This is a genomic window from Arthrobacter sp. SIMBA_036, from assembly GCF_046535135.1.
Classification (GTDB): Bacteria; Actinomycetota; Actinomycetes; order Actinomycetales; family Micrococcaceae; genus Arthrobacter.
The window spans coordinates 19017-44670 of the sequence record NZ_JAWRXG010000006.1 but is presented as its reverse complement, the minus strand read 5'-3'; the positions used below and the strand labels follow the sequence as shown (position 1 = coordinate 44670).

Sequence of the window (25654 nt, the reverse complement as noted above, 5' to 3'; positions counted from 1 at the left end):
GCCCTACGCGCCCGGGTTCAGGGCCTGTACCACCTTGAAAACCGCGCCGGTGGGATCGGATACGGTGGCCAGCCGCCCGAAAGGCGTGTCCTCGGCAGGCTGGATCACCGAGGCGCCGAGGCCCACGGCCCGCTCCACAGTGGCGCCTACATCGTCCACGGCAAAGTACACACTCCACATGGAGGGAACTTCCTCCGGAAGGAATCCGGATGCGTCCATGATGCCTGCCTTGGCGTCGTCGCCGGAGCCCAAGGTGGTGTAACGGAACTCCGGGGTGTCGCTCATGACGGCGGTTTCCCACCCAAAGACGTTCCGGTAGAACGCCACAGCAGACTCATAGTCCTTGGCGAGGAGTTCATGCCACGCCGGAGCGCCGGACTCCGCAGCAAGCTGGAAGCCCTTCATCTGCCCGAATTGCCACGCACCAACGGAGGCTCCGGATGAATCAGCGTACATAGCCATGGCGCCCTGTTCGGGGACATCCATGGGTTCCATATACACCTGGCCGCCGTTCGCGGCGGCAGCTTCGGTGGTGGCTTTGATATCGTCCGTGCGCAGGTAGGTGGACCAGAGATCGGGCATGCCGCCCATGTCTTCCTGCTTCTGCATAATGCCGGCAACCAAACGGCCATCCTTGGAAGCGGTGATATAACCGCCGTAGGTTTCCTGGTCGCCTGTTTCATACGTCCAGCCGAAGAGGGCTGTATAGAAAGCTTTCGCCTTCTCCGTATCGGTGGTCATGAGGTCGATCCAGCATGGAGCGCCGGGGGTGATATCAGGGGTAGGCATACGTCAAGCTCCCGTTGTTGTTCTGCTGCCAAGATTCGGCGGTATCCGAAGATGGTGGAGACACTGAGAAGACTATGCGGGGGGTCTGACACTTTCAATGAAAACGCAAAAGTGCCCCGGGCTGGAACCCGGGGCACTGCATTGGCGGAAGGTAAGGGATTTGAACCCTTGGTACGGGGTTACCGCACACTGGTTTTCAAGACCAGCTCCTTAGGCCGCTCGGACAACCTTCCCTGCCTAGTAGTCTTTCATAGGGAGTTGGCTGTACCAAAACAGCCCGTACCAGTCCCTGCCCCGGGGCTGGAGCACAAGCAAGAAACCGGGAGTTCGTCATGAAAGCCGTCTACATCTCAGAGCCTGGCGGGCCCGAGGTCCTCGACATCCGGGAAGTCCCTGCTCCGGTGCCGGGCAACGGCGAGGTGCTGATCGACGTCGTCGCCGCCGGCCTGAACCGGGCCGATGTCCAGCAGCGCCGCGGCTTCTACCCGCCGCCTCCGGGCGCCTCGGACATCCCCGGACTTGAAGTATCGGGCCGGATCGCGGCCTTCGGTCCCGGCGTGACCAAGGCCTTCTCCCTCGGAGATAAAGTGGTGGCCCTGCTGGCCGGTGGCGGGTACGCCCAACAGGTTGCGGTCTCGGCCGAACAGGTCCTCCGGATTCCCGAAGGCGTGGACCTGATCACGGCGGCGGCCCTTCCTGAAGTCGCAGCGACCGTGTACTCGAACCTCATCATGACAGCCCAGCTGCAGCCCGGTGAGACCGTCCTCATTCATGGTGCCACCGGCGGCATCGGCACCATGGCCATTCAGCTGGCCAAAGCGTACGGAGCTACCGTGGCAACAACGGCCGGGACAGACGAAAAGGTCAGTACGGCCAAAGCCTTCCTCGGGGCCGATATCGCCATCAATTACACCGAGGAGGATTTCCCGGAAAGCCTCAAAGCTTCCAACGGAGGCAAAGGCGCAGACGTGATCCTCGACGTCGTGGGCGCCAAATACCTGCAACAAAACATCGATGCGCTCGCCGACTACGGCCGCCTGGTCATCATCGGCCTCCAGGGCGGGACCAAGGCCGAAATCAACCTTGGGCAGCTCCTCAGCAAGCGCGCCGCCGTCATCGGCACCGCCCTCCGTCCGCGCCCGGTGGCCGAAAAAGGCATCATCATGTCTGCCGTCCGCGAGGTTGTATGGCCAATGCTCACCGACGGGCGCATCAAGCCCCTCGTAGCGAAGACGTTCCCGTTGGAGCAGGTCCGGCAGGCCCACGAATACTTCGATAGCGGCGAGCACATGGGCAAGGTGCTGTTGCTTCTCTGATCCGTCCGTCCCAAGGCAGCAAAGGAGCACCATGTCTATCCGGCACAGCCTGCTGGCACTGCTTCACGGCCAACCGCGTTACGGCTACGAGCTACGCGTCGAGTTCGAGGATCGGACCGGTGCAGCCTGGCCGCTGAATATCGGACAGGTGTACACCACTCTGGACCGGTTGGAGCGGGACGGCTTAGTCACCAAAGAGGGCGACGACGGCGGCGGCCACGTCATCTACAGCCTCACCGAGGCGGGGGCTGAGCAAGTCCGGACGTGGTTTTCAGGGGCGGTGGACCGGGGCAATCCGCCCCGGAACGAGATCGCCATCAAACTCGCGCTCGCTGTGACGATGCCCGGAGTGGATGTTTCGGCCGTCATCCAATCCCAACGCGAGGCATCCCTCAGGGCCCTACAGGAACATACGCAGTCCAGGAAGTCGGTCGGTGCGAACCAGCGACCCGCGGATACGGCATGGCTCCTCGTCCTGGATTCGCTGATATTCCAAGCCGAGGCTGAGGTGCGTTGGCTGGATCTGTGCGAGGCGCGGATGGTCCAATTCCAAGCGGGAGGCAACCAGTAGTTCCGGGCCTTTTCGCTACGGACGAAGTCCAAAATTGACCCTCGGCTCCGGGACCCTGCGAACCACATGAGAGTATGAACCAATGAGCGATCTGAACAACATTCAGCCTGCGGATGAGGCTTCGGACGACACCCCCGTGGAAGGCACTCCCGTGGATGCCGAAGCACCCGCGGAGCCGCCGCATGGCGCTACCCTCCAAGAACTCGTGGACGAGCCGGCAAAGGTCATGCGGATCGGCACCATGATCCGCCAGCTCCTTGAAGAGGTAAAGAGTGCCCCGTTGGATGACGCCGCAAGGGGTCGCCTGGCCGAAATCCACGAACGCTCCATCAAGGAACTCGAGGACGGACTCGCTCCGCAGCTGATCGAAGAGCTGGAGCGGATCACGTTGCCGTTTCCCGAGGAAACCACCCCCAGCGACGCAGAGCTGCGCATCGCACAGGCCCAGCTTGTGGGATGGCTCGAAGGGCTTTTCCACGGAATCCAGGCGGCCATAGCGGCGCAGCAGGCCGCCAAGGAGCACGCAGCCGCCCAAATGCAACTCCGCCAGCTCCCGCCGGGCACGGTGATCGCACCCGGAATCGTCATCGGCGAGAACGGCCAGCCCCAGCGCGCAGCTGCTCCCGGCGCTCCGGGAACCGCGCCGCGGGGGCGCCCGGAAGATCCGGACCACGGTCCCGGCCAGTACCTCTGAGCTGGCGCATGGGTTTCTTTGGGGCCGTCCGGCAAGGGCGGAGAGATGATCTTGAGCTCGGCAAGGGTATTTGGCGCAGGGCCCACGACCGCTTTCACCGCGGGTTGGACCGGTATCACCAGGTCCTTGAGGGCGTAGACGACGAACAGCTCTATGGCGAACTTTTAGTAATCGCCAACGAGCTCGCTGAATTATCCCCACGTGTCAGGTCTATTTGTGTGGAGGCCCAGAAGCGCTCTCCGAGTGATGGGCTGGACGTCCCGGGGCCGCTCGCCGGTGTGCACCGGGCCCTGTCCAAAGCCGGAAATTCGCTGGCCACCACGGCAGAGGCTGCCGCCATGTTGCGGCTTGCGGTGGGTCCGGTGCCCGTGGGCGCATTGTCTGTCCGGCGTCGCTTGGAGTCGGTCTACGAACAAGTCGAGGACGCTGAGCGCCAACTCCGAGGCTAGGGTAAAGGCCGCGTCAGCAACTACGGGCGTGCGCGGTTATTCCGTTTTTACAAGGAGTTAAGCGGATAGCTGATAAGGACAATCCTGGGTGCCTGAGGCAACCACTGCTGGCACTATGGGACCATGACTTCCTCTCCCACACTTACATTCAACGACGGCAACACCATTCCCCAGCTCGGCTACGGGGTGTGGCAAGTTGAAGACGATGTAGCCGAAAAAGTGGTGCGTCAAGCGTTCGAAGCCGGCTTCCGCCACATCGACACCGCCAAGATCTATGGCAACGAGTCCGGCGTCGGCCGTGCCATCGCGTCCTCGGGCTTGTCTGCTGAGGAAATCTTCATCACCACCAAGCTGTGGAACGCCGACCAAGGTTACGAGTCCACGCTGGAGGCCTTCGAAGCGTCCATGGACCGCCTCGGAATCCAGACACTGGACCTCTACCTCATCCACTGGCAGCAGCCCAAGCAGGAAAAGTATGTCGACACCTGGAAGGCCCTGATCGAGCTCAAGAAGCGCGGCCGGGTCAAGTCCATCGGCGTCTCCAACTTCACAAAGGAGGGCCTGCAGCGCATCATCGACGAAACCGGGGTCGTTCCGGCCATCAACCAGGTTGAACTGCACCCGTTCTTCAACCAGGCCGACCTCCGCGAGTTCAACGCCTCCAAGGGCATCCTGACCCAGGCTTGGTCTCCCCTCGGACAGGGTGGCGAACTTCTGGAGAACGCCACTATTGCCGAGATCGCTGAGAAGCACGGTGCCACACCGGCACAGGTTGTCATCGCATGGCACTTGGCGATTGGCAATGTCGTCATCCCCAAGTCCGTCACCGAGTCACGGATCCAGGAGAACTTCGCCGCCTTGAACGTCACGTTGGACGCAACCGACGTCGAGGCCATCAGCAGTCTGGACCGCGGCACCGAAGGCCGCATCGGCCCCGATCCTGCAGTCTCCGACTTCGCCTAAGCACTGTTCAGCGCTAACTAAAAGCGCCCCGCATGCAACCATTCGGTTGTGCGCGGGGCGCTTTTGGTTAAGTGACGACGGCTTTAACCGGCAATCGACGGCGCCTTTGCAGCGCTGCTTTCCCGCACCCGCAGCGTTGGCGTTAACCTTGCCGGCTCGGGTTTTTCGCCCCTGAGCACGGCCTGCATGAGCTGCACTGCCGTCCGTCCGATGTCCTCCATCGGGGAATGGACCGAAGTCAACGGGACGGGAAGCTCGGCCGCCAGGGACGTGTCGTTGTAGCCCACAACCGCGACGTCCTCTCCTACTGTGAGGCCGCGGGAGCGCAAAGCGCCCATGGCTCCAATGGCTGCGAAATCGTTGACGGCGAAGATGGCGGTAGGGCAGATCTTGCTGTTGGCGAGGATTTTTTCTGCGGCCTCCCGGCCGCCGGCCGTATCGAACCTGGACAGCACCACGTCGTCGTCGGAAATGGTGCCACCCAGTGACCGCCAGCGGTTCAGGAATCCGGCTGTACGGTCGACGCCGGTACTCGCATACGGTTCGCCCGCAATAACTGCCACTTGCCGGTGGCCCATTTCCCACAAGTGAGCAGCGACGAATTCACCGCCAACGACGTCGTCACACGTGGCAGATGGGTAGCCGGGCACCCGACGGTTCATCAGGACGAAGGGAACCTTGCGGTCAGTAAGTTCCTGGAGGAGGCTGCTGTCCAGATGGGCGTCGCCAATGATCAGGCCGTCCACCCTGCGGGCAAGCATGAGGTCAATCTTCCGTCGCTGTTCTTCGGGGTCGTCGCGCGAGTTCATCACGAAAGCGGAGTAACCCACCTGCGCTGAGGCCGCGTCGATGCCCTCGTACATGATTGCGAGGACCAGGTCCGAGAGTCGCGGGACGATGACGCCGAGCAACTTGGTCCGCCTGGTCCGAAGGCTGGCGGCCTGCGGATCGGGGGAGTAGCCAAGCTTCCGGGCCAGTTCACGGACGCGCTCCGCCGTCGCAGCCGAGGCCGCTCCCTTGGCTACGTCGGACCCGGAGTGCAGGACCCGGGAAACCGTGGACGGATGAACGCCCAGCTCCCGTGCCAGATCCTTCAACGTGACCGCAGCGTCGCCGTCGGCCTTTTCTTTCATGTCCCTCTCCTGCCCACCGGCATCACTGTAGCCCAGGTCTGTTACGGAAGGTCTTAGGGCACCCCTTGACGTGACCCCCTTCACATTCTATAGTCGTTTTTCAGTGTTACCCAAACGATTGGGTAACGGGCAAACCACTAGGCGCCACACCCCCGGCGCCATTCACCACTCTTGCCTCTTCCCCTAATGCGGAAAGGTACCCAAACGATTGGGTTGCTGGCCGCAGAGCAACCAATGGAGCTGAAATGACTGTTACCGGCGCCCACGTCGTGCTGCTGGCCACGGGAGGCACCATCTCGTCGCGCTCTTCCCGCACAGGCGGGGCTGTCGCATCCGATACGGGTGCCGAGGTGTTCAAAGCCATGGGCTCACCGACCTCCCACCCAGTCCGGGTATTGGATGTGTTCCAGAAAGGTTCGTATCTGCTCACCTTCGAGGACATGCTCAGGATCTGCGCCACCATCAAGGATGTCCTCAAAGATCCCGACGTCTTGGGTGTCGTGGTGACCCACGGAACGGACACCATGGAAGAGACAGCTTTCCTCGCCGACCTGACCCATGACGACGTGCGCCCGGTCGTCTTCACCGGCTCGCAGCGTGCTGCCGACTCGGAAGCCCCCGACGGGCCGGACAACCTGGCCCGCGCCATCGCCGTTGCAGGTTCGAAGGAGGGGAGGGGTAAGGGCGTCATGGTTCACTTTGCCGGCAGCATCTTTCCCGCAGCCGGGATCCGCAAAAGCCAGACCCTTCGGCTTGATGCCTTCGCCAACCCCGATTTCGGGTCACTCGGTCGCGTCAGTGCCCAAGGAGAGGTAGCAATGCTCGACGGCGGCAGCCGGCCTGAGCCTTTGCCGTTGCCGGAACCCGGCGGAACCTGCCCGCGCGTCGACCTCGTGGCCGCCTATCCCGGCGCCGACGCCACCCTGATGCGCGCCGCCCTTCGGGCCGGCGCGACAGGCATCGTCCTGCAAGGCACCGGAAGCGGCAATGCCAACCCCAGCCTCTGTTCGGAAGTCGCGGCTGCCGTGGCGTCCGGCGTCGTGGTTATCACGAGCACCCGCGTGGACGCCGGACCTGTGGTCCCGATCTACGGTGCTGGTGGCGGCGGTGAAGACCTCCGGGCCGCCGGGGCGATCGGCTCTGGCCACCTCCGGCCGTCGCAGGCCCTGATTCTGCTCAACCTCCTGCTCAGCATCAACACCGGCCCGGAGCGGATCGGCGAAATCTTCACCCACCGAGGGAGGCCCCCCAAACCTTCCGCCTGACACCCCAAAAGCTCCCGGACTTAACACTTTGAAAGGAAAATCTCATGGCTAAGGACATTCAAGTCGCCTTCGGCGTTGACGTAGACGCAGTGGCGGGCATGCTCGGATCTTATGGAGGGGAGGACTCCCCGTGTGACATCAGCCGCGGCCTGTTCAGCGGCGAAGTGGGGGGACCTCGCCTGATCCGCTTGTTCCAGAAATACAACCTCCCGGCAACCTGGTTCGTGCCCGGTCATTCGATCGAGACGTTCCCGGAACTGACACAGATGATCGTCGACGCCGGTCACGAGATCGGCGTGCACGGGTATTCGCACGAGAACCCGATTGCCATGACCCGGGAACAAGAGACCGCCATCTTGGACCGCTCGATCGAACTGATCGAGAAGGTGTCCGGTCGCAGGCCCACAGGCTACGTTGCGCCGTGGTGGGAATTTTCGCCTGTCACTAACGAAATCCTCCTCGAGCGGGGCATCAAATACGATCACTCCCTGATGCACCGGGACTTTGAGCCTTACTACGTCCGGGTAGGTGATTCCTGGAAAAAGATCGACTACACCAAGGACGCCGAGACGTGGATGGAACCCCTCAAGCGCGGACAGGAAACGGACCTCGTGGAGATACCAGCCAACTGGTACCTCGATGACCTGCCTCCCATGATGTTCATCAAGGCGTCCCCGAACTCCCACGGGTTCGTCAATCCCCGCGATATCGAGCAGATGTGGCGTGACCAGTTCGACTGGGTCTACCGCGAAATGGACCAAGCCGTGTTCACCATGACCATTCACCCGGACGTATCGGGACGCCCCCAGGTCCTGCTGATGCTCGAACGCCTTATTGAACACATCAACTCGCACGACGGCGTCAGCTGGCTCACCTTCGACCAGATCGCAGACTCCTTCATCTCCCGCAGCCCTCGTAAGGAAAGCAAGTCATGACCATCCAAGAACCAGCTGTTGACCTTTCGCAGCCCCGCCCCAACGAGAAGCGCCGTTTCCCCATCTTCTCCAAGCGCCACACCACCACCGCCACAGTCCTCGCCCTGCTGGCCTGGACAGTGGCCGTCTTCGACTACGGCCTGTTCGGCACCCTGCTGCCGGCCATGCAGCAGGAATTCGGCTGGTCGGCCACGGAGGCATATGCCATCAACACATGGATCGCCGTCGGTACCGCGATCGTCTGCTTTGGTATCGGCCCCGTCATCGACAGGCTCGGACGCCGCAAAGGCATGATGAGCACCATCGGTGGAACCGCCGTCGTCTCCGCCCTGACTGCTGCGATTCCCACCGGCATTCCGGTTCTCAGCAACGCACTCCTGGTAGTAGTCCGGTCCTTCGGCGGCTTGGGCTTCTCCGAACAAGCCGTGAACGCCACCTACATGAATGAGGTCTACCAGGTCACGGAGGTTGCCGATAAGCGCAAGCGCCCCGGGTTCCACTACTCCTTCATCCAGGGCGGATGGCCCCTGGGCTTCCTATTGGCCAGCGCGCTGGCACTTGCCTTCCTGCCTTCCCTGGGATGGCGCGCCCTGTACCTGATGGCCACCATTCCCGCAGCCATCATCGTCTGGACCATCGCCCGGAAGCTCAAAGAAACCCCGCAGTTTGAACTGCACCACAAGCTCACCGAGCTGGAAAAGGGCGGGAGGTCCGAAGAAGCGCACTCACTCGCCAAGGCCTACGGCGTCGAGCATTCCTCAGCAGCCCCGCTGAAGCGCATCTGGGAGCCGCAACTGCGCCGGAACACCATCGTTTTCTCGATCGCGTGGATCGTGAACTTCTTCGGTATCACCATCTTCAGCGTCCTCGGCAGTTCGGTGCTGAAGAACGCCAAGGGCGTGGAGCTCTCGGATGCTTTCTGGATGCTGATCGTCATCAACCTCCTGGCCTACTTTGGGTACGTCTTCCACGGCTGGATCGGGGACAAAATCGGCCGCAAGCGGACCATCATCGGTGGCTGGATCATCTCCGGCATCTGCTTCTCCATCATGCTAAGCCCCCTCGCGGCAAGCCCCTTCATGATCATCCTGACCTACGGCGCCGGGCTGTTCTTCCTGGTGGGCCCGTATGCTGCCATCCAGTACTTCATGGCCGAGTGCTACCCGGTAAGCTGCCGGGCCACGGGTACCGCCTTCATTGGTGCCATGAGCCAGCCCGGAACCATCATCGGTGGCGCGATCTTTACCGCCATCGCAGCCGTCGCCGGTACCGGCAGTGCGGCCCTCTGGGTCGGTGCCCTCGGCACCTTGGTTTCCGGACTCTTGATGATCGCAGCCAAGCCACCCGTTGAAGCCTTGAGCGAGGATCACCCGCATGACGTCTAACCACAAAGCCGCCATTATCACCGGCGCTGCCAGCGGCATCGGACGGGCCCTGGCCGTCCACTACGCCCGCCAAAAAGTAGTGTCCGTCATTGGCACCTTCCCCGGCGACCCCCACGATCCCGAGGAAACCCTCCGCCTGGTCAAGGAAGCCGGCGGTGAAGCCGTGATCCATGAAGTGGACGTCCGCACCACTGAGTCCGTGGACGCCCTGGCGCAACGGGCCGTGGACGAGTACGGCCGGCTGGACATCGCCATCGCCAACGCCGGAATCCTGCGCAATTCCTCGCTCAGCGAGATGTCGGACGAGCGCTGGCATGACATGCTCAACGTGGACCTCACCGGCGTGCTGCGCACGCTGCGCGCAGGTGCGGAGAGGATGTCCGACGGCGGAGCGCTGGTTGCCGTCTCGTCCATCGCCGGCGGCGTCTATGGGTGGGAGGAGCACGCCCACTATGCCGCGGCAAAGGCCGGCGTCCTGGGGCTGGTCCGGAGCGTGGCCGTGGAGCTCGGTCCGCGGCAGATCCGGGCCAATGCCGTTATCCCGGGACTCATCGAAACCCCCCAGTCCTTGGACCCTGTGAATTCGCTGGGTCCGGAGGGGCTGAAACGGGCCGGAAACGATATCCCGTGGGGCAGGGTGGGAACACCGGAGGAAGTGGCCAGCGTGATCGCTTTCCTCACCTCCGACGACTCCCGCTACATCACGGGTCAGGCACTGGTGGTCGACGGCGGACTCACCGTCAAGATGCGGGCCTGACGGCGTGACCCGAAAAGGAAAGGACAGCATGGACACGTTGACTGACGGTGCTGGCCGGCCGTCCGGGAGCGTCCCGGACGGCAAGGGCCGGGGAGTGGTTGTCACAGGCGGTTCCAGCGGGATCGGTAAGGCCATCGCCGAGGCTTTCATGGCCAACGGGGACCGGGTGGCGGTGCTGGACAGGGCCGGAGGCGAAGGCGTCATCCGCGTGGACGTGGCCGACGAAGCCAGCGTACGGTCTGCCTTCGCCGAGGCACGGGAGACGCTGGGCGGAATCGATGTCCTAGTGAACAGCGCAGGACTTTTGACGGAGTCTCCCCTTGAGGACATGTCCTTGGCCACGTGGAATGAGACCCTGACGGTGGACCTGACCGGGGTATTCCTCTGTTGCCGGGAGGTGGTGGGGGAGATGCGGCAGCGAAAGTGGGGCCGCATCATCAATATCGCCTCCCAGCTGGCCATCAAGGGCGGGGTGGGGCTGACCCATTACAGTGCTGCGAAGGCTGGTGTGGTTGGTCTTTCCAAAGCCCTGGCCTTGGAAACAGCGGCGGACAATGTGCTCGTCAACTGCATCGCCCCGGGCCCGATCGAAACGCCGTTGGTGGAGGGCATCTCGGAAAGCTGGAAAGCAGCTAAACGCGCCGAACTTCCCCTCGGTCGCTTTGGGACGCCAGAGGAAGTAGCCCCTGCAGCCTTGTTGCTGGCAAGCGATCCGGGCGGCAATCTTTTCGTCGGACAAACGCTGGGGCCCAACTCCGGCGACGTCATGCCATAGGGCCGTCACCTCAAAAAGGCGCGATCGAAAACTGGAGGAAACGATATGTGCGGTGCCTGTGGAAGGACAACCGTTGCCGACCCGATCCTCGGGCCGGTGCGGACCATGCGGCAACACTTGATTGTGGCCGCTACGATCAGCGCGGTCTGCACCGGCCTCCCGGGGGCTCCAAAAGTTACTGCCCTTGCGGACGGCTGGATGATGACGGGTCCCTCAGGAACCTCCGCCCAGTGCCGGACCGTGGAAGAACTGTGTTCCGCTGTGCTCGGCTGTTTCACCAATGCTTCGGTTATCCACCACTTGGTTAGGCGCGGGCAGGCATACGCAACCGATTCAGCTAACGCGGGCCTGCCTGCGCTCGTAGCCCGGGCATTTGGTGCCTCTCCGGACGCAGCAGCATCACCCGATCACTCCGAAGGAAAACTTTATGACTGATTACACCCCTCTCTGGTCACCTATCCGGATCGGCACCACCGAGCTGGACAACCGAGTTGCCTTGGCACCCATGACGCGAATCAGCGCAACGGAGGACGGGCATGCCACGGATAGGATGGCCTCCTACTACCAGCGGTTCGCCCGAGGTGGTTTCGGCCTGCTGATCACCGAAGGCATCTATCCGGACACTGCCCACAGCCAGGGCTACCTGCACCAGCCGGGCATCGCAACCCAAGGGCAGGCACAGGCTTGGGCCAGGGTTGTCGACGGCGTCCACGCTGCGGGCTCGAAGATCTTCGCCCAGCTGATGCATGCCGGAGCGCAGAGCCAGGGAAACCGGTTTGTTGGCTCCTCCGTGGGGCCCTCGGCTGTGGCCCCGAAGGGGGAGCAGCTGGGCTTCTACCGCGGTGAAGGTCCCTACCGCGTTCCCGCGGCGTTGACCCTGGCCCAGATGAAGGAAGTCCGGGAAGGCTTCGTCCAGGCGGCACTGCACGCACAAGAGGCGGGCTTCGACGGCGTCGAGATCCATGGTGCCAACGGGTACCTGCTGGATCAGTTCCTCACCGACTATTTGAACCAGCGTGAGGACCAGTACGGCGGCTCCCCGGAAAACAGGGTGCGGTTTGCCGCCGAGATCTGCCGCGACGTTCGCGAAGCTGTTGGCCCGGCCATGACAGTGGGCATCCGAATCTCCCAGTCCAAGGTCAGTGACCACGCCCACAAGTGGCGCGGAGGGGTGGAGGAAGCCGAAGTCATCTTCGCGACGCTGGGGGACACCGGCATCGATTTCGTCCATACCACCGAGTATCGCGCCACTGAACCGGCGTTCGCGGACTCAGCGGAAACACTCGCTGCGTTGGCCAGGAAATACTCGGGCGTAGCCGTGATTGCCAATGGCCAGCTGGATGATCCGGTCACTGCAGTGTCCATGGTGGCGGACGGCTCAGCCGACGTTATTGCCCTTGGCAAAGCCGCTTTGGCTAATCGAAACTGGCCGCAGTTGGTCCGCAGCAACCAGGGGTTGGGGGAACTGGACCCCTCCGTGTTTGCTCCCCTGGCGGACGTCAAGGACTGGGAACTGGCAGATCCGGCGTAGCAGGCTTCCGGGGGCCGTTGGGCTCCCAGAGAAAAAACCCCGCAGGTTCATCTGAACCTGCGGGGTTTTTTCTCTGAGCTTCCTATCAGAATCGAACTGATGACCTTTTCATTACGAGTGAAACGCTCTACCGACTGAGCTAAGGAAGCACCGCGCTTTTCCCCGGTTTCCCGGCTGATCACGCAAGACACCACTGTAATAGAGCTACGCCGCCCGGGTCAAAACGAGCCCGGCGGGTGTTCGGGGCCCCCGGGGAGCCGGCTACGGATCGTTCGGCGTTTAGGTTCAGGAGCCGGAATTGAGCAGCTCCACTGCGGCCATGTTCCATTGGTCCGATGTTGGCGCGGTAGCCCCGATTTTCACTGGAGTCCCGGCAGGACCTGTTGCTTGATTGGTGTACTCGCTCCATGAGGTGTCGCCATGGGCGGTATCCACGCATTGATCCAGCATGGCAAAGCCCGTGGGAAGGGTCCTGGCTACAGCCTTGTCCCAATCATGGCCCACGGCCAGTACCAGTGAGGTGGCCGCCGTCGTAGTGACGGTAAGGGTCGGCGCCCCACTGGCTGCACCACCAGTGGAGACTGCCCCGGTTCCGGTGGCACCCTCGAAAGCGACAACGGTCAGGTCCTGCGCATAACCACCCTTGGCGGGTGCTGACCTCGCCGTCACGTTGTGGAGCACCGTGGAGGCCGTTGCGGTCCAGATTTCAGCGTCCCCGGACCGGGAGTTGGCCCGGCCCACGAGCCTCCAGGTTAGGCCCGCTCCGGAGACCGTTGCTGACTGGCCAGCCGCTCCGCCGGGGCCATCCATGGACACGAATGCAAGGAGCACCTCTCCCGAAATAACAGTGCTGAAAGCCCCCGTTTGAACTGTCCCTGTTCCACGAGCCGTGACGCTGGTTTGCAGGACGAAGCAGGTCATGGGCGGCGTCGGGTTTTGGACAGTGACGGCGATCCCGGCAGCTGAGCCCACGTTGCCGCTCGGGTCGGTCGCTTTTGCCGATAAGGTGTGGGCTCCATTGGTACTCGTGGTGGTATTGAGGCTGGCGGCATAAGGCGCGGCGGTGACGGGATTACCTAAGGGCTGGCCATCAAGCAGGAACTGCACTGACGAGACCGCGACATTGTCGGTGGCATTCGCAGCTACCGTGATGGTGCCGGACACGGTCTGTCCAGGGGTCGGGTTGGTGATCTGGACACTGGGCGGAGTGGTGTCTTGCGGGGGCGGTGGCGGGCTGGCCGCCCCCGGGCGTGACTTCGATTCAGGTTAATGAACCGGCGGACGTCGAAGAGAAGCTCACCGACGGCGCCCCGGATGCGGCTCCCGCTGCTCCCGACTGGAAATGGTGCCGGTATCGTGTTGCTGCCAGTGTCACCAGTGCCCCCAACGCGGTTCCTTATGGAACGGGGACCACCGCGCCAGCTAGCATTTGACGCCGTCCTGCGGGAGGGTTCCGTCAATGAAGTAGTTGTCGACGGCGGAGCTGACGCAGGAATTCGAGCGACCGTAGGCTGTGTGCCCCTCGCCTTGCCAGGTGACCAAGGAAGCGTTTCCCAATTGCTTGCGTAATGACTGCGCCCACTCATAAGGGGTTGCGGGATCACCCGTGGTGCCAACCACAACGATCGGGGCCGAGCCTGCGTAGTTCACGGGCGCGGGGGTCCGCGTGTTCTTGTAGGGCCAGTCCTTGCATGTCACCCCGCCGTAAGCAAAGAACTCGCCGAAGGTAGGGGAGTCCTTCAGGAGGCTTGCTTCTTCCGCGCGCATCCCGGGGGTGTCCGTGATCATCGGATAGTCGAGGCAGTTGACAGCTTGGAACGCGAAGGCCGAGTTGGAGGTGTAACTCCCATTAGGATCACGGTCAGCGCCGAGATCGGCAATCCGCATCATTTGGGACACGTCACCGGACAGCGCGCCCTGGAGTGCCTGGGTCAGCGCGGGCCAGCTTTGGTTGTCATACAGGGGCAGGATGATGCCGTTAATGAAGTCCGAGACGGTCACCCGGCGCCCGTCCTTGGCGGTCTGCGGATTCTGGTTGATGGACTGGATGAGGTCCCTGATTTCCTGTACTCCGTTATCCACCGAACCACTGAGCGGGCATGAACTCTGGCGGAGGCAGTCAGCAACGTAGGTGTGGATGGCTTGTTCGAAGGCTCGGGCTTGTCCGGCGGTCAATTCTGCGTTGCTGATGGACGGGTCCACTGCGCCGTCCAGAACCACACGGCCCACATTGTCAGGGAACAACGAGGCGTAGGTGGAGCCCAGGAACGTCCCGTACGAGAAGCCGAGGTAGTTCAGTTTGGACTGGTTGGTGATGGCCCGCAAAATGTCGAGGTCCTTGGCTGCGCTGACCGTATCAACGTGTCCCAGCACGGCCCCTGTCTGCTGGGCACACTGCTCAGCGGTGGACTTGTTGAAGGCTAGCGCAGCTGCGAGTCCCTCATCAGTGTTCTCGTGGAAGACCTTTGCACGGGCGGCATCCCGCTCGGCGTCGCTCATGCACTTCACCGGGGCCGACCGCTTAACTCCCCGGGGGTCAAAACCCACAAGGTCATAACTGGACCGGAGCTTTGCGGTGAAGTGTGTGCTGCCGGCGTCCCGCACGAAATCAACTCCGGAACCACCGGGGCCGCCTGGGTTGACCAGGATGGATCCGAGCTTCTTCCCGGTGCTCGGCAGCTTGTTGACGGCTAATGAGATCTCGCCCGAGCCGGGGTTGGCGTAATCCAATGGAACCCGCACTGTTCCACACTGCAAGCCGTTGTCGCAGGATGTCCACTCCACTGTCTGGGAGTAGAAACTTTCAAGGCCTTTGGGAGCCGATGCCGCGACGGAAGGATCAACAGTATTGGTGGTCGGCTTCGCAGTAGGGGAAGGCAGGAACGGCAGCGAGCAAGCGCTGAACACCAGCGCAGAAGCAAGCGCAATGACCACGGCAGCCAATGTCCTGCGGCGCCCACTGGCGCCTTCGGACTGGCCAGGCCGGCCCCGAAAGGGGTTGCCGGTAGGCCGGCGTCGTGCGGACGTCATGGATTCTCCTATTGCTGGATCAGGCTTGTGGCCATGGACTCGACTGCCAACAGCGGGGCCACATTAGTGGTGGTAATACGGACCCGGGCTTTGTTGATCGCATCCATCCTGGCGAGGGTGGTTTCCGGCGTAGAACGGCCTGCGTAGTCGGCCAGCTCGGCGCCGAGGTCAGCGTTGACCAGGTCTACGGCGTTCCCCAACTGGATGATCAACACGTCCCGATAAAACGACAACAGATCGGTCAGGGTCCGGTCCAGGGAGTCAGTGATGGACCGTTTGGCGCGCCGCTTCTGGTCGTCCTCGAGCTGCTTGACCTGGCTGCGCATGGATGGCGGCAAAGTTCCTGACTCGGGTGCGCCCAAGTTGGCCAGGAGGGCAATCTTCTCGGCAGCATCGCGTTCATCGTTGGAGCTGTTGGCTTCGTCGGTGGCGATCTTGACGAGTTTCTCAGCCATCATCACAGCTGCGGTAACGCCCCTGAGGCCCAGCGGTATGCGGACCGTTTCCGTGCGGCGCTGCCTGGCCTCGGCGTCCCGGGCCAGTCGCCGCGCGATGCCGATATGGCTTTGGGCGGCTCGTGCGGCCTGCTGCGCCAGTCCAGGATCGACGCCGTCGCGCCTCACCAGAAGATCGGCGACGTCGGAGGCTGGCGGGAGGCGCAGGCTCACCGGACGGCACCGGGAACGGATCGTCACCAGGACGTCCGCCGGCGAGGGCGCGCACAGCATCCAGATGGTGCGTGGTGTGGGTTCCTCGATCGCTTTGAGCAGGACGTTGGTGGTGCGCTCGGCCATGCGGTCCGCGTCTTCAACCACTACAATCCGCCACCTGCCGGTGGCAGGGCGGTCGCCGGCCTTGGAAACGAGCGACCGGGCTTCGTCGATGGTGATGGTGACTTTCTCGGTGCGCACGAACGTCACGTCAGGATGGGTCTCGCCCAGGATCGTGTGGCACGCCGTACATTCGCCGCAACCGCGCTGCGTGACATCATCCTTCTCGCAATTCAGCGCCGCGGCAAAGGCCTTGGCGGCATTAGAACGCCCGGAGCCCGGCGGTCCAGTGAAAAGCCACGCGTGCGTGAGGCCGGACTCGCTTTGGGCTGCCTTGCGGAGTTGTTCCACCACAGGTGCTTGACCCTGGAGATCGTCCCAGACACTCATGGGCACCCGCCCGGAACGTGTTCACGCGGCGCCAGCTCGGACAACAGCGAGTCCACCCGTGCAAGGATCTGCGCCGCGAGCGTCCCCATGTCATCATCTGCTGCAAGCACCAAGTAGCGGGAAGGGTTTGCCTCAGCCAGGTCCAAGAACGCATGCCGTATGGCCGAATGGAAAGCATCAGGTTCGGATTCCAACCGGTCTTCGGAGGCGTCGCCGGCGGTGCGGCGTTGGCGCCCGTGGGCAGGGTCGACGTCGAGAAGCACCGTCAGGTCCGGGTGAAGGCCCTCGGTGGCCCAATGGTTGAGCGTGGAGACGCCCTCGGCACCCAACCCGCGGCCAATGCCCTGATAGGCGACCGACGAATCTATGTAGCGGTCGGTGATCACCACAGTGCCGTTCTTAAGGGCCGGCCGGATTACTTGGTGCGTGTGGGCAGCCCGGGCGGCCGCGAACATGAGGGCCTCGGTGCGGGCATCTATGGTTCCATGCCCGTGATCCAGCACGAGGGACCGCAGTTTCTCCCCGATGGGCGTTCCGCCGGGCTCCCGCGTCCGCAGCACATTGAGTCCGCGCGATTCGAGGGTTTCAGAGAGCCGGGCGGCCTGGGTTGACTTGCCCGCACCGTCCCCGCCTTCGAAGGCGATGAAAAGACCTGCGCTCTGAATACTCACTCGTCTAGACTACCGAGTTGGACGGTCTGTCATGGCTTTCGTCCACAGGCGCGCCCGCGGTTACGCTGGCAACATGAGCCTCTCCGAGCAGCAAGCCCCCGAACTGTCCCCGGAAACCGTTGTGGTTGCGGCTGGGCGGCCGGAACGTTCCCACGATGAACCGGTGAACCCGCCGATCGTCCTGTCCTCCACATACTTCGGCACTGGGCAGCTGGGTGACGGTGATCGCGGTTACGGACGTTATGCCAACCCCACATGGGACCCCTTCGAAGAAGCCCTCGCAACCCTGGAGGGCGCGGCTCTTCCCGGCCTGCTTTACGCGTCCGGCTTGGCGGCTGTCAGTTCGGCACTCTCGCTGGTCCCTGCCGGAGGCGTGGTGGTCATGCCCTCCCACAGTTACGCAGGTTCTTTGGTCATGGCCACGGAGCTCGCCGAGAAAGGCTTCCTGGAGCTGCGCACCGTAGATATCGCGGACACGGACGCCGTGAAGGCGCTGCTTGCACCGGACAATGGCAAGAAAGCGGACTTGCTGTGGCTGGAGAGCCCCACAAACCCGATGCTCGGCATCGCCGACGTCCGCGCGCTGACAGATGCCGCGCACTCAGTTGGCGCCATCGTGGTCACGGACAACACCTTCTCCACCCCTTTGGTTCAACAACCCCTCAAACTAGGTTCCGACGTCGTACTTCACTCGGTGACCAAGTACCTTGCCGGGCATTCCGACGTCGTACTTGGCGCTTTGGTGACATCCAACCCGGAGCTGAGGGCCACACTGCTGCACCACCGCATCATCCACGGTGGTATCGCCGGGCCGTTCGAGGCGTGGCTGGCCCTCCGCGGCCTGCGTACGCTTGCGCTCCGGATTGAGCGCTCGCAGGCTTCCGCGGCAACGCTTGCTGAACGGCTCAGCACCCACCCCCGCGTCGAGGCCATTCGCTACCCGGGGCTGGCAACAGATCCGGGACATGAGCGGGCGAAGCAGCAGATGAAGGGATTCGGCTCCATTCTCTGCATCCAGATCGCCGGGGACCAACACCGCAGCGGCGCCGATGCTGCCGACAACGTGGTGCGCGCCCTGCAGCTGTGGTTGCCGGCAACCTCCTTGGGAGGCGTTGAGTCACTCATTGAACGACGACGCCGGCACGCGGCAGAGCCGCACAGCGTTCCTGAAAACCTGGTCAGGCTCAGCGTGGGGATCGAGAACGTGGAGGACCTCTGGTCAGACCTCGAGCAGGCGCTGAAGTCGCTGGACGGCTAGGCTTGGGGCGTGGACGGAAAACTCTTGATCGCCTATGTCACCAACGGGATCTACTTCATCCTTGGCCTGGTCGCCCTTGCCTTGGAACTGTGGGCGTTCGTGGATTGCTTGCGCCACCGCCCCACGCTGTACGTGGCGGCGTCCAAGCGCACCAAGACTTTCTGGTTGGCCCTTACCGGCTTTTCGATGGCGGTCGGGGCTTTGACGGTCCTGACCGGGGGCAACGGCCTGGGGCTGTTCGGTATTGCCGCCGTCACCGCGGCCAGCGTCTACCTCGCCGATGTCCGCCCGGCACTGCGGGAAGCGGGCAGCGGCGGCAACCGCAATGTTGGTCCCTACGGCCCGTGGTAAACAGCGCTCGGCCCTTGGTAACAGCGTTTAGTCGGACTGCTTCCGCAGGGCTGCCCAGGCTTGGAACCCTCCGATAAGGTCGGTGGCACGTGTCAGCCCCAGCCGTTGCAAGGTGTGCGCCGCCAGGCTTGAGCTGTATCCCTCATTGCAGACGATAACGATGCGCCGAGCGGGGTCGTCCGCAATCGGCAGCCGGTGGGAGCTGGAGGGATCGAGTCGCCACTCGAGGACGTTGCGGTCGATGACCACCGCCCCCGGAAGCTCGCCGTCCCGGTTCCGTTGATCTACCGGCCGCGTGTCAACAACCAGGGCGCCCGCTGCCATCTCCCGTTCAAGGTCGGACGGGTGAACGCGGTCGAGCCCTATGCGGCTCTCTGCCAGTAATTCGTCGATGGTCAGATGTGGCACTGCTTCACCGCTTCCTCGCTTGCCCGGTATTAGCGTCTTTCGTTCCACCATACGGCGTAGTGAGGGGCTCGTTCGGCCTATTGCGGAGAAGCTCCCGTTCGCCACCTTTACCGGGGCGCTACCGCTTCCCACGCCACCGTCAGTTCACCGAGGCGCCACCGGGCGGGGCCATCCTGAAGGGGCCATCCGGCGTCGTGCAGTGAACGGCACATTCCAGTCCACCGCTGTCGGTTCCCGAATGATGCCAAGGGGGCCGCGTCCAGCCACGCTTTGTCCATGGCCTGCAGGAACGCATGGATCGGTTCTCCCGGTACGTTGCGATGGATGAGCGCCTTGGGCAGCCGTTCAGCAACCTCGGAGGGCAGTTCGAAGCTGCCGAACCGCACCGAGAAGCTAAGGCTCAACGGGCGTTCCGGATCCAGCGCTACCCACGTGACGCGTCGTCCGATCTCGTCGGAGGTGCCGTCGATGAACAGCCCTCCCGGCGCCAAGCGGGACTGCACCAAACTCCAGATCCCTTGGACGTCCGCTTCCTCGTACTGCCGCAGCACGTTGAACGCGCGCACCAGCACCGGACTCCCTGCCACCGGAAGCTCAAAGCCGCCCAGATGGAAACTGAGTCCGGGCCGTTCAAGGGCTCGTGCACTGCGGACCCGGTCCGGCTCGATCTCGATCCCACACACCCGGACATCCGCCCGGACGGCACGCAAACGTTCAAAAAGTTCGACGGCGGTAGTCGGCGAGGCGCCGTAGCCAAGATCCACCACAAGAGGGTCGACGGCGGCGCGCAGCCGCCACGCCTGCGGACCGGCGAGCCAGCGGTCCAGCCTGCGCATGCGGTTGGGGTTGGTGGTTCCGCGGGTGATGTTTCCAACCGGTTTGCCGCCCCGACTGCGGGGAGAGCCCACCCGTTCCGCTTTTTGCACCACAACCACAACATTATCGCCGGGTGCAGGATTCCGTTGCCCGACGTAACGCCCGGCGGCGCATAGCGACGCTCGGATAGGATGAAAAGCATGACTTACAAGCTGATTCTGCTGCGCCACGGCCACAGCGACTGGAACGCCAAGAACCTGTTCACCGGTTGGGTGGACGTTGACCTGAATGACCAAGGCCGCGAAGAAGCAGTGCGCGGGGGAGAGCTCCTGGTTGAGAACAACATCCTCCCGGACGTCCTCTACACTTCGCTCCTGAAGCGTGCCATCAACACCGCCAACATGGCACTTGATAAGGCCAACCGCGGCTGGATCCCGGTCAAGCGGGATTGGCGCCTTAACGAGCGCCACTACGGCGCCTTGCAGGGCAAGGACAAGGCCCAGACCCTCGCCGAGTTCGGTGAAGAGCAGTTCATGGAATGGCGCCGCAGCTACGACACCCCGCCGCCGCCCCTGTCTGATGACAGCGAGTTCTCCCAGGCACATGACCCCCGCTACGCAGACCTCGGCGACGCCTTGCCACGCACCGAGTGCCTTAAGGACGTCCTGGTCCGGTTGCTCCCGTACTGGGAATCGGACATCAAGGAAGATCTCAAGGCCGGCAAGACCGTCCTGGTCACTGCCCACGGCAACTCGTTGCGCGCGCTGGTAAAGCACCTGGACGGGATCAGCGACGAAGCGATTGCCTCCCTGAACATTCCCACGGGCATCCCGCTAGTGTACGAACTGGATGAGGACTTCAAGCCGGTCAACCCGGGTGGAACCTACTTGGACCCCGAAGCAGCAGAGCAGGCCATCCTCGCCGTGGCCAACCAAGGCAAAAAATAAGGGCAAAAAGTAAGCCAGACGACGGCGGCCGGTCACCAAGGTGACCGGCCGCCGTCGTCGTCGTTAAGCCCGTATAAGGCTGCATAAGCCTGTAATACGGAAGGCTAGAAGCCCTCAGGCTGCCATTCTCCGGTGACCAGGTACGTGACCTTGCGGGCAACGGAAACGCCGTGGTCTGCGAAGCGCTCGAAGTAGCGGCTGGCCAGGGCCACATCCACCGTGGTGGAAGGGGATTCGCTCCAGTCCGGGGAGGCGATGGCCTTGAAGACGCTGAGGTGGAGGTCATCCACGGCGATGTTGATCTTCAGGACGTCACGGGCAACTTCAAGGTCACGCGTTTCCAGAAGCTCAGTGACCTTGGCCGTGATGTCGATGTCGTGCTGCGCCATCGCCTTGAAAGTCTGGGTCAGCGAGGCGGGGATAACGGTTGCCGGATAACGGAGGCGGGCCAGCTGGGCCACGTGGCGTGCCAGGTCACCCATGCGCTCAAGTGATGCGCTCATACGCAACGAACCAACGATCATGCGGAGGTCGCTTGCCACCGGGCCCTGCAGGGCCAGGATGTCGATTGCCCGCTCATCCAGGCTGTTCTGGAGGAAGTCGATACGCGCGTCTGCGGCGATGACATCTTGGGCCAAGTCCACATCGGCGCCTTCGAAGGACGTCGTGGCTTTCGTGATGGCTTCATGAACCAACTTGGAGATCTCGATGAGGTCGTCACCTACCTGGGTGAGCTCCTCCTGAAAAACCTTGCGCACTAAGGCGTCCTTTCCTTGGAAATCCGGTCCCGTCCCGGGCCGCATTTCAAAAACCATGGGTAGTCCAACGAGTAACTGTGTCAGGGCCCAGTGAACTGTTCGACACCTTTAGGTGAACGTTAGCTGAACCCACCGTTTTTGGCTCGGATCAATGACTTCGGCCTCTGTACACAGCATAAGCTGGACACGTGGATCCGTTGCTTATAGGTGTCGTCGCAGGCCTGGTGGGCTTGTCTTTGGGCGTCTTTGGCGTGCTCGCTTTCAGGATCAGTGAACGCCAGCGCAGCATCGTGGACCTTGACGTGACCGAGCCACTGCTGCCTGAAGGTGCAGCGGAAGTGCTCGCCGTCGTCGGGCGCGCTTTTGTGGTGGTGGATGCGGTCGACGGCGTCGTCCGGGCCAGTCCCGCGGCCTACGCCTACGGTTTGGTTCGCGGGCATACCGTGGTCCACAAGCAACTCTTGGACATGACAGCGAAGGTCCGCCGCGATGGCGTGATCCTGGAGGAACAGTACGAGCTCCCGCGCGGTCCGCTCGGCAAGGGGACCATCGTGGTCCAGGTCCGGGCGGCCATGCTCGGCTGGGAGTACATCGTTTTACTGGCGGACGACCGCACCGAGATCACCCGCACCGAGGAGATCCGTAACGACTTCGTTGCCAACGTGTCCCACGAGCTCAAAACCCCCGTCGGCGCCATCTCCCTCCTTGCCGAGGCCCTTGAAGCGTCTCCGGATGACGAGGAAGCCGTGAGGCGTTTTGCCAAACGCATGCACAAGGAATCCGGACGCCTGGCAGCGTTGGTCCAGGACATCATCGAGCTCTCCCGCCTGCAGGGAACCAACGTTGCGCAGCAGGGAAATGCCGTTGATATCAACATGGTGATCAACGAGGCTGTCGACAGGTCCCAACTGCCGGCCGAAAGCAAAGACATACAGATCGTGGTGGGCGGTCGCGTGGACTCCTTGGTCTTCGGGGACCGCGACCTCCTGGTTACTGCCCTCCGCAACTTGATCGACAACGCCATCCGATACTCTCCCGAGAACACGCGTGTCGGTGTGGGGGTCAGGACCCGGGAGGGCGTCGTCGCCATCTCGGTCACGGACCAAGGCGAGGGCCTGACGCCCGAGGACCAAGAACGTGTGTTCGAACGTTTCTACCGCGTGGATTCGGCACGCTCCAGGCATACAGGCGGCACGGGCCTGGGGCTGAGCATCGTCAAACACGTCGTATCCAACCATGGCGGCGAGGTGACCGTCTGGTCCCAGCCGGGCCAAGGCTCCACTTTCACTATTCGCCTCCCGGAGATGGAAGGCCAAGAGCCTGACGGTGCAGAGGCACAGGACAGGGAGCACGACGGCGGTCCGCGCACCCAGGAGCCGGGTCGGTCCACCCGCCCGGTGGAGCAAAACCTGCAGCAAAGCCAACAAGGGGGCGCCAGTAGCGCCCAAGAGCAAGGAGCCAGCGCTTGAGCCGGATTTTGATTGTGGAGGACGAAGAGTCCTTCAGCGACCCCCTGTCCTACCTTTTGGGCAAAGAAGGGTTCGACGTCGAAGTGGTGGACAACGGCACCGATGCCATCGTCGAGTTTGACCGCAACGGTGCAGATCTTGTCCTGCTTGACCTGCAGCTGCCCGGAACCCCTGGAACTGAAGTTTGCCGCCAGTTACGCCAGCGATCCAGTGTTCCCGTCATCATGCTCACGGCAAAGGATTCGGAGATCGACAAGGTCGTGGGGCTGGAGCTCGGCGCCGATGATTACGTCACCAAGCCCTATTCCTCCCGGGAACTGGTGGCCCGCGTCCGTGCGGTCCTCCGCCGCCAAGGCGAGCCGGAAGAACTGATCACCGCCACGGTCCAGGCGGGTCCTGTTCGGATGGACATCGAACGCCACGTGGTCAGCGTCAATGGCGAGCAGGTTTCCTTGCCGTTGAAGGAGTTCGAACTGCTCGAAATGCTTCTCCGCAACTCCGGACGCGTGCTGACCCGTGGTCAGTTGATCGATCGGGTATGGGGTTCGGACTATGTTGGCGACACCAAGACCCTGGACGTCCACGTGAAGAGGCTTCGTAGCAAAATTGAGCCGGACCCCTCCGTTCCCCGGTACTTGGTGACGGTGCGGGGCTTGGGCTACAAGTTCGAGCCCTAACCATAGACAGCAAAAAGGGTCCCGCCGATGTGAACTTCACAACGGCGGGACCCTTTTGTGCGCTGTATCCCTTACTTCCCTCTTAGACGAGGTCCTCTCAGGCGAGGACCCGAGAGCTACGGCTTGGCGGTTGCGGAAGGCGTCGTGCCTGCCGAGGGGGACGTGCTCGAGGGGGACGTGCTTGAAGAGGACGCGCTTGAAGAAGACGAGGTGCTGCTGGGGCTGGCAGAACTCGTGGGCAAGTACTGCTTGTACTCAGGAAGCGTGCCATTGACCACGGGGATGTTCATCTTGGCCGTGTCCGACCCGCTGCGGATCGTCACTTGGGCCAGGCCGCCGGGAGCTGAGCCTGCGTTGCTCAAGATGACGGCGGTCGAGTCTTCGTTCAGGTAGGTCTCGGACTTGGCTTTGACCGGGATTTCAGCTTGGCCGCCGTCGGCACCGCTGATGGTCAGGGTGGCATCGGAGGTGGACTGGTTGAAGACGGCGCCGATCACACGGCCCGGCTGGTGCTCGCCTGCGGCAACAATCAACATGTTGCGCAGTTGCAACTGGCCGAGATCAGCCCTGAGCCCGTCAGATGGTGAGTACTGGTGGGAAGTCTGCTGGGCGTTGGTAAATCCACAGCCGGTAACGGACAGAAGACCGACGCCGATTGCAGCCGCCGCAATTGCCAGCTTGCCGCGCTGGACAGGGTTCATCGCAGTATTGCGCACGACACCTACTCCTCAAGAGTCATTGGAACACTTTTCAGCCATAGCCTATCGGCAAACGCCTCAAAAGAAGGATTCGGGCGGCCTTTATGGCGCGCTCGTCCGGCCAGAAACGGTCGATAGCGGGAATGAATCGGTCGGGAGCGTATCCGACTTGATGCATCTTTCTTCCGCTACGTCAAGACCTTGGAGGAACCCTTTGTGGGCCTGCTTCCCAGTAATGGCGCGGGCGAAGCGCTGTTCCGGGTGCCAGTCGTATGCCTTAAACGTGATAGACTAATCTGCGGGAAAGGGGAAAGTCCACATGGTTTTTGAGGTCGGCGAAACAGTAGTTTACCCTCACCACGGTGCAGCAAAAATTGAGGAAATCAAGATGCGCACCATCAAGGGCGAAGAGAAGATGTATCTCAAGCTCAAGGTGGCTCAGGGTGATCTGACCATTGAAGTTCCAGCAGAGAACGTTGACCTGGTTGGGGTTCGGGACGTAGTGGGCAAAGAAGGCTTGGAGCACGTTTTTGACGTTCTCCGTGCCGAGTTCACCGAAGAGCCCACCAACTGGTCACGTCGTTACAAGGCAAATCTGGAGAAGCTCGCTTCGGGCGATGTCATCAAGGTGGCGGAGGTCGTTCGCGATCTTTGGCGTCGTGATCACGATCGCGGCCTTTCCGCAGGCGAGAAGCGGATGCTGGCCAAGGCTCGGCAAATTCTGATTTCTGAGCTTGCCTTGGCTGAAAAGACGGACGAAGAGAAGGCTGCAAGCGTTCTTGACGAGGTCTTGGCTTCCTAAGAATTGAGTCCCGGTGGTGCGGAAGCGCCGCCGGGTTTCTTTTTGC

At 62.6% G+C, this 25654-nt stretch carries 28 protein-coding genes and 2 tRNA genes; 18 read left to right on the top strand and 12 right to left on the bottom strand.

Going from position 1 to position 25654, the window contains the following annotated elements; genetic code table 11:
- Positions 1 to 3: 3 nt before the first annotated feature.
- A complete protein-coding gene (locus SB659_RS09765; RefSeq protein ID WP_410550261.1) occupies positions 4 to 789 on the bottom strand; it encodes a VOC family protein in 786 nt (261 codons plus the stop codon).
- A gap of 142 nt (positions 790 to 931) precedes the next feature.
- Positions 932 to 1022 (bottom strand) — tRNA-Ser (locus SB659_RS09760).
- 99 nt (positions 1023 to 1121) lie between these two features.
- On the opposite strand from SB659_RS09760, the gene SB659_RS09755 reads away from it, so the two are divergent.
- From SB659_RS09755 to SB659_RS09735, 5 genes are all read left to right on the top strand, one after another.
- On the top strand, positions 1122 to 2105 hold the full coding sequence (locus tag SB659_RS09755; RefSeq protein WP_410550260.1) for an NAD(P)H-quinone oxidoreductase: 984 nt from the start codon (positions 1122 to 1124) through the stop codon (positions 2103 to 2105).
- A gap of 31 nt (positions 2106 to 2136) precedes the next feature.
- Positions 2137 to 2676 (top strand): PadR family transcriptional regulator, encoded by a 540-nt coding sequence (locus SB659_RS09750; RefSeq protein ID WP_410550259.1) that lies wholly within the window; start codon positions 2137 to 2139, stop codon positions 2674 to 2676.
- A gap of 82 nt (positions 2677 to 2758) precedes the next feature.
- Positions 2759 to 3370 (top strand): bacterial proteasome activator family protein, encoded by a 612-nt coding sequence (locus SB659_RS09745; RefSeq protein WP_410550258.1) that lies wholly within the window; start codon positions 2759 to 2761, stop codon positions 3368 to 3370.
- Between the two features lie 8 nt (positions 3371 to 3378).
- A complete protein-coding gene (locus SB659_RS09740; protein ID WP_284977246.1) occupies positions 3379 to 3819 on the top strand; it encodes a hypothetical protein in 441 nt (146 codons plus the stop codon).
- A gap of 123 nt (positions 3820 to 3942) precedes the next feature.
- Positions 3943 to 4782, top strand: a complete 840-nt coding sequence (locus SB659_RS09735) for an aldo/keto reductase (RefSeq protein ID WP_410550256.1) — start codon at positions 3943 to 3945, stop codon at positions 4780 to 4782.
- A gap of 83 nt (positions 4783 to 4865) precedes the next feature.
- Here the strand turns inward: SB659_RS09735 and SB659_RS09730 are convergent, their stop codons facing one another.
- Positions 4866 to 5915: a LacI family DNA-binding transcriptional regulator gene (locus SB659_RS09730; protein ID WP_410550255.1), complete on the bottom strand. Its 1050-nt coding sequence runs from the start codon at positions 5913 to 5915 to the stop codon at positions 4866 to 4868.
- Between the two features lie 245 nt (positions 5916 to 6160).
- Between SB659_RS09730 and SB659_RS09725 the strand changes: the two genes are divergently transcribed.
- The 6 genes from SB659_RS09725 to SB659_RS09700 all read left to right on the top strand — a co-directional run bounded on the left by SB659_RS09725 (position 6161) and on the right by SB659_RS09700 (position 12563).
- On the top strand, positions 6161 to 7180 hold the full coding sequence (locus tag SB659_RS09725) for an asparaginase (protein WP_410550254.1): 1020 nt from the start codon (positions 6161 to 6163) through the stop codon (positions 7178 to 7180).
- A 44-nt stretch (positions 7181 to 7224) separates the two neighbouring features.
- Entirely contained in the window at positions 7225 to 8115 is an 891-nt protein-coding gene (locus tag SB659_RS09720; protein WP_284977250.1) for a polysaccharide deacetylase family protein, read from the top strand.
- Positions 8112 to 9500 (top strand): MFS transporter, encoded by a 1389-nt coding sequence (locus tag SB659_RS09715; RefSeq protein WP_410550253.1) that lies wholly within the window; start codon positions 8112 to 8114, stop codon positions 9498 to 9500. The genes SB659_RS09720 and SB659_RS09715 overlap by 4 nt, the downstream gene beginning before the upstream one ends.
- Positions 9490 to 10257 carry an SDR family NAD(P)-dependent oxidoreductase gene (locus SB659_RS09710; RefSeq protein ID WP_284979069.1) on the top strand — a complete coding sequence of 256 codons (768 nt, stop codon included), beginning with the start codon at positions 9490 to 9492 and terminating at the stop codon, positions 10255 to 10257. The genes SB659_RS09715 and SB659_RS09710 overlap by 11 nt, the downstream gene beginning before the upstream one ends.
- 28 nt (positions 10258 to 10285) lie before the next feature.
- Positions 10286 to 11032: an SDR family NAD(P)-dependent oxidoreductase gene (locus tag SB659_RS09705; RefSeq protein WP_410550252.1), complete on the top strand. Its 747-nt coding sequence runs from the start codon at positions 10286 to 10288 to the stop codon at positions 11030 to 11032.
- 427 nt (positions 11033 to 11459) lie between these two features.
- Positions 11460 to 12563 (top strand): NADH:flavin oxidoreductase, encoded by a 1104-nt coding sequence (locus SB659_RS09700; RefSeq protein WP_410550251.1) that lies wholly within the window; start codon positions 11460 to 11462, stop codon positions 12561 to 12563.
- 76 nt (positions 12564 to 12639) lie between these two features.
- Here SB659_RS09700 and SB659_RS09695 read toward each other — a convergent pair.
- Both SB659_RS09695 and SB659_RS09690 read right to left on the bottom strand, forming a co-directional pair.
- Positions 12640 to 12712: transfer RNA gene (locus SB659_RS09695), tRNA-Thr, on the bottom strand.
- A gap of 136 nt (positions 12713 to 12848) precedes the next feature.
- A complete protein-coding gene (locus tag SB659_RS09690) occupies positions 12849 to 13754 on the bottom strand; it encodes an Ig-like domain-containing protein (protein WP_410550387.1) in 906 nt (301 codons plus the stop codon).
- A gap of 59 nt (positions 13755 to 13813) precedes the next feature.
- Between SB659_RS09690 and SB659_RS09685 the strand changes: the two genes are divergently transcribed.
- Positions 13814 to 13996, top strand: coding sequence for a hypothetical protein (locus SB659_RS09685; RefSeq protein WP_410550250.1), 183 nt, complete (start codon positions 13814 to 13816; stop codon positions 13994 to 13996).
- Here the strand turns inward: SB659_RS09685 and SB659_RS09680 are convergent.
- The 3 genes from SB659_RS09680 to tmk are packed head-to-tail and all read right to left on the bottom strand — an operon-like array spanning position 13986 to position 17424.
- A complete protein-coding gene (locus SB659_RS09680; RefSeq protein WP_410550249.1) occupies positions 13986 to 15593 on the bottom strand; it encodes an alpha/beta hydrolase in 1608 nt (535 codons plus the stop codon). The two genes, SB659_RS09685 and SB659_RS09680, sit on opposite strands and share 11 nt — an antisense overlap.
- An 8-nt stretch (positions 15594 to 15601) precedes the next feature.
- Positions 15602 to 16753, bottom strand: coding sequence for a DNA polymerase III subunit delta' (locus tag SB659_RS09675; protein WP_284979064.1), 1152 nt, complete (start codon positions 16751 to 16753; stop codon positions 15602 to 15604).
- Positions 16750 to 17424, bottom strand: coding sequence for a dTMP kinase (gene tmk, locus SB659_RS09670; RefSeq protein WP_410550248.1), 675 nt, complete (start codon positions 17422 to 17424; stop codon positions 16750 to 16752). Before tmk ends, SB659_RS09675 begins: the two co-directional genes overlap by 4 nt.
- Positions 17425 to 17497: 73 nt before the next feature.
- Here tmk and SB659_RS09665 point away from each other — a divergent pair, with 73 nt between their 5' ends.
- On the top strand, positions 17498 to 18682 hold the full coding sequence (locus SB659_RS09665; RefSeq protein ID WP_410550247.1) for a trans-sulfuration enzyme family protein: 1185 nt from the start codon (positions 17498 to 17500) through the stop codon (positions 18680 to 18682).
- 9 nt (positions 18683 to 18691) lie between these two features.
- Positions 18692 to 19033 (top strand): DUF2516 family protein, encoded by a 342-nt coding sequence (locus SB659_RS09660; RefSeq protein ID WP_284977261.1) that lies wholly within the window; start codon positions 18692 to 18694, stop codon positions 19031 to 19033.
- A 27-nt stretch (positions 19034 to 19060) separates the two neighbouring features.
- On the opposite strand, the gene SB659_RS09655 is transcribed toward SB659_RS09660, so the two are convergent.
- Complete coding sequence (locus tag SB659_RS09655) at positions 19061 to 19441, bottom strand: rhodanese-like domain-containing protein (RefSeq protein ID WP_284977262.1); 381 nt, start codon at positions 19439 to 19441, stop codon at positions 19061 to 19063.
- Between the two features lie 107 nt (positions 19442 to 19548).
- Entirely contained in the window at positions 19549 to 20370 is an 822-nt protein-coding gene (locus tag SB659_RS09650; RefSeq protein WP_410550246.1) for a class I SAM-dependent methyltransferase, read from the bottom strand.
- Between the two features lie 87 nt (positions 20371 to 20457).
- On the opposite strand from SB659_RS09650, the gene SB659_RS09645 reads away from it, so the two are divergent.
- Positions 20458 to 21204, top strand: a complete 747-nt coding sequence (locus SB659_RS09645; RefSeq protein ID WP_284979059.1) for a phosphoglyceromutase — start codon at positions 20458 to 20460, stop codon at positions 21202 to 21204.
- A gap of 104 nt (positions 21205 to 21308) precedes the next feature.
- Here SB659_RS09645 and phoU read toward each other — a convergent pair whose 3' ends face one another.
- On the bottom strand, positions 21309 to 21962 hold the full coding sequence (gene phoU / locus SB659_RS09640) for a phosphate signaling complex protein PhoU (RefSeq protein WP_284977265.1): 654 nt from the start codon (positions 21960 to 21962) through the stop codon (positions 21309 to 21311).
- 197 nt (positions 21963 to 22159) lie between these two features.
- On the opposite strand from phoU, the gene SB659_RS09635 reads away from it, so the two are divergent.
- Both SB659_RS09635 and SB659_RS09630 read left to right on the top strand, forming a co-directional pair.
- On the top strand, positions 22160 to 23431 hold the full coding sequence (locus tag SB659_RS09635; RefSeq protein ID WP_284977280.1) for a sensor histidine kinase: 1272 nt from the start codon (positions 22160 to 22162) through the stop codon (positions 23429 to 23431).
- Entirely contained in the window at positions 23428 to 24108 is a 681-nt protein-coding gene (locus SB659_RS09630) for a response regulator transcription factor (protein WP_284977266.1), read from the top strand. The genes SB659_RS09635 and SB659_RS09630 overlap by 4 nt, the downstream gene beginning before the upstream one ends.
- Positions 24109 to 24224: 116 nt before the next feature.
- Here SB659_RS09630 and SB659_RS09625 read toward each other — a convergent pair whose 3' ends face one another.
- Positions 24225 to 24809, bottom strand: a complete 585-nt coding sequence (locus SB659_RS09625) for a hypothetical protein (protein ID WP_410550386.1) — start codon at positions 24807 to 24809, stop codon at positions 24225 to 24227.
- A gap of 316 nt (positions 24810 to 25125) precedes the next feature.
- Here SB659_RS09625 and SB659_RS09620 point away from each other — a divergent pair, with 316 nt between their 5' ends.
- On the top strand, positions 25126 to 25608 hold the full coding sequence (locus SB659_RS09620) for a CarD family transcriptional regulator (RefSeq protein WP_011690592.1): 483 nt from the start codon (positions 25126 to 25128) through the stop codon (positions 25606 to 25608).
- Positions 25609 to 25654 lie beyond the last annotated feature (46 nt).

Bases quoted from the DNA above. Each gene is read 5' to 3' on its own strand.
- SB659_RS09765 (WP_410550261.1), bottom strand. From the start codon at position 789: ATGCCTACCCCTGATATCACCCCCGGCGCTCCATGCTGGATCGACCTC.
- SB659_RS09755 (WP_410550260.1), top strand. From the start codon at position 1,122: ATGAAAGCCGTCTACATCTCAGAGCCTGGCGGGCCCGAGGTCCTCGAC.
- SB659_RS09750 (WP_410550259.1), top strand. From the start codon at position 2,137: ATGTCTATCCGGCACAGCCTGCTGGCACTGCTTCACGGCCAACCGCGT.
- SB659_RS09745 (WP_410550258.1), top strand. From the start codon at position 2,759: ATGAGCGATCTGAACAACATTCAGCCTGCGGATGAGGCTTCGGACGAC.
- SB659_RS09740 (WP_284977246.1), top strand. From the start codon at position 3,379: ATGGGTTTCTTTGGGGCCGTCCGGCAAGGGCGGAGAGATGATCTTGAG.
- SB659_RS09735 (WP_410550256.1), top strand. From the start codon at position 3,943: ATGACTTCCTCTCCCACACTTACATTCAACGACGGCAACACCATTCCC.
- SB659_RS09730 (WP_410550255.1), bottom strand. From the start codon at position 5,915: ATGAAAGAAAAGGCCGACGGCGACGCTGCGGTCACGTTGAAGGATCTG.
- SB659_RS09725 (WP_410550254.1), top strand. From the start codon at position 6,161: ATGACTGTTACCGGCGCCCACGTCGTGCTGCTGGCCACGGGAGGCACC.
- SB659_RS09720 (WP_284977250.1), top strand. From the start codon at position 7,225: ATGGCTAAGGACATTCAAGTCGCCTTCGGCGTTGACGTAGACGCAGTG.
- SB659_RS09715 (WP_410550253.1), top strand. From the start codon at position 8,112: ATGACCATCCAAGAACCAGCTGTTGACCTTTCGCAGCCCCGCCCCAAC.
- SB659_RS09710 (WP_284979069.1), top strand. From the start codon at position 9,490: ATGACGTCTAACCACAAAGCCGCCATTATCACCGGCGCTGCCAGCGGC.
- SB659_RS09705 (WP_410550252.1), top strand. From the start codon at position 10,286: ATGGACACGTTGACTGACGGTGCTGGCCGGCCGTCCGGGAGCGTCCCG.
- SB659_RS09700 (WP_410550251.1), top strand. From the start codon at position 11,460: ATGACTGATTACACCCCTCTCTGGTCACCTATCCGGATCGGCACCACC.
- SB659_RS09680 (WP_410550249.1), bottom strand. From the start codon at position 15,593: ATGACGTCCGCACGACGCCGGCCTACCGGCAACCCCTTTCGGGGCCGG.
- SB659_RS09675 (WP_284979064.1), bottom strand. From the start codon at position 16,753: ATGAGTGTCTGGGACGATCTCCAGGGTCAAGCACCTGTGGTGGAACAA.
- SB659_RS09665 (WP_410550247.1), top strand. From the start codon at position 17,498: ATGAGCCTCTCCGAGCAGCAAGCCCCCGAACTGTCCCCGGAAACCGTT.
- SB659_RS09645 (WP_284979059.1), top strand. From the start codon at position 20,458: ATGACTTACAAGCTGATTCTGCTGCGCCACGGCCACAGCGACTGGAAC.
- SB659_RS09625 (WP_410550386.1), bottom strand. From the start codon at position 24,809: ATGAACCCTGTCCAGCGCGGCAAGCTGGCAATTGCGGCGGCTGCAATC.
- SB659_RS09620 (WP_011690592.1), top strand. From the start codon at position 25,126: ATGGTTTTTGAGGTCGGCGAAACAGTAGTTTACCCTCACCACGGTGCA.